This window comes from Terrisporobacter muris, from assembly GCF_024621905.1.
GTDB classification, from domain to species: domain Bacteria; phylum Bacillota; class Clostridia; order Peptostreptococcales; family Peptostreptococcaceae; genus Terrisporobacter; species Terrisporobacter muris.
On the sequence record NZ_JANKBY010000477.1, the window covers coordinates 1 to 2,077 of the forward strand.

Genomic DNA, 2,077 nt, shown 5'->3' on the forward strand with positions numbered 1-2,077 from the left:
ATAGGAATACCTATTCTCCATATTACATTTATAATGATATTATTATTTATACAAGTAGTATTACTGAACATATAATTACAACTAGATATTTAGATAAAAAATTAAAAATAACTTTATAGAAAAAATAAACCGTTGGTCAAATAACCAACGGTTTATACAAGCTATTAAATTTATTATAACTATTTTTATAGATTTTCAGAATCAGCAATTTTATTTTGGCTTTTTCTACTTATTTTAGACCATTGATGTTTTCTCTTTTTATAACCAAAGAAACCACTAAGTCTAAACCATCCACAAATTTGTCTATACCCAAAGCTTTCTAACACTGAAAAGATTGTATATACAAATACAGATTTAAAGTTTAATGTATTTCTAAAACTATAGCTCTCCAATATTATAGATGCTATAGAAATTACTACACCATATCCTATATATACAATTAAAAATGTAAATAAAAAGTCTATATTTAAAAATCCTAAGAAGTATGAAACTACAATTAGTAATAATCCAAATACATCTATAATACAAGATAACATCTCAAAAATTACAAAGTATAAAAATGAGAATACTCCTACTAATCCGTACTTTAGATTTAGAAATATATATTTATGTGTATATAAACTTGTTATAAGCCCAATGTGCCAACGCCTTCTTTGACCTTTTAAGTCATTGTAATTGTCAGGTACTTGTGACCAGCATATTGCTTTATGTGAATATTTTATACTATATGGCAATTTATTCTTCCTATAAAAAGAATGTAATTTAAGCACTAAATCCATATCTTCTCCTATGGTATTAGTATCATATCCACCTACATTAATAGCTGCACTTTTTTTGAATAATCCAAAAGCTCCTGAAATAATTAAATTTCCATTAAATTTATTAAACCAAACCCTTGTAGTTAAAAATACCCTAAAGTATTCAATAGTTTGGAATATAACAAATAAGTTTTTGGGAGTTAGTATTTTTACAACCTCTCCATTATCTAAAACTACTGAGTTTGACACTTTAATATTACCACCTACTGCAACAGTAGTATCATCCTCCATATATGGCATTACAATATTAGTTAAAGAATCCGTTTGTAATATTGAATCTGCATCAAGTGATATAAATAGTGGATAATTTGAAATGTTTATCCCCATATTAAGAGCATCTGCTTTTCCACCATTTTCTTTTTTTACAAGTGTTATTTTTATTTTATTATTTATAACACCTTCATATATGCTTTCTTCTTTTCTACAATTTACTAACCGTCTTATTGGTCTAGCTACTTTTTTCAAGTTGAATCTATCTACAACAACAGAAGATGTATTATCACTTGATCCATCATCTATCACTATTATTTCATAGTCTGGATAATCCTGATGAGCTAATGATTCTATACAGTCAGCTACTGTACTTTCTTCATTATAAGCAGGTACTAATATAGAAACTGGCACATAGTTTTCATTACTTTTTATAGATAACTTATTAAAGTACTTTCTTTTATGTCTATCTTCATTTAGTTCTAATACTGAAGAAATTGTTGAGATAAAGAATACTATTGCATAGATAAATACATAGTAAAAAAAGAATATATTTATAGCGTCAATTATTAACTTTAACATGTATGACTTACCTCTAACTTTCCTATCTTTGTCAAATACTCTTCATAAGATATTTTTCCTTGGTTAAGCATTGCATAAAGTAAAATATCTATTGAATACCTATCATTCTTTTCTATTGCTTTATTTATTATATTATCTTCTTCAAAACTTAATAAAGATATTGCTGAATTATATCTTACGTACCAGTTATAATCAGTTATACTGTCTAGCAATGCTTCAATAACATCTTCTTCCTTATACTTACCTAGTGTGGAAGCACTTATTGCTCTATACTCCCACTCTTCATGATTTAATAATTTTTTTATTTCTACTTTAGCATGGTTATAATGTATTTTTGAGAAATATTTTATAGCACTTATTCTAACTTCTTTATCTAAACTTTCATCTTTAAGAATATCTATGATTTTGTCTTTTGCCAACTCAACTTTTCTATTTTTTAAATGCTCTATTATATTTTTTTGAATATA

2 protein-coding genes are annotated in these 2,077 nt (G+C 25.8%); both read right to left on the reverse strand.

Annotation, left to right across the window (positions count from 1 at the left end):
* Positions 1–185: 185 nt before the first annotated feature.
* Positions 186–1,610 carry a glycosyltransferase family 2 protein gene (locus NSA58_RS19490; RefSeq protein ID WP_039678816.1) on the reverse strand — a complete coding sequence of 475 codons (1,425 nt, stop codon included), beginning with the start codon at positions 1,608–1,610 and terminating at the stop codon, positions 186–188.
* Positions 1,604–2,077 (reverse strand): HEAT repeat domain-containing protein (locus NSA58_RS19495; protein ID WP_257560880.1); only part of this gene is annotated, 474 nt, incomplete at its 5' end. The genes NSA58_RS19490 and NSA58_RS19495, both read right to left, overlap by 7 nt.

What these genes read in the sequence shown, in the direction of transcription:
- NSA58_RS19490 (WP_039678816.1), bottom strand. Translation starts at nt 1,610, where the DNA reads ATGTTAAAGTTAATAATTGACGCTATAAATATATTCTTTTTTTACTAT.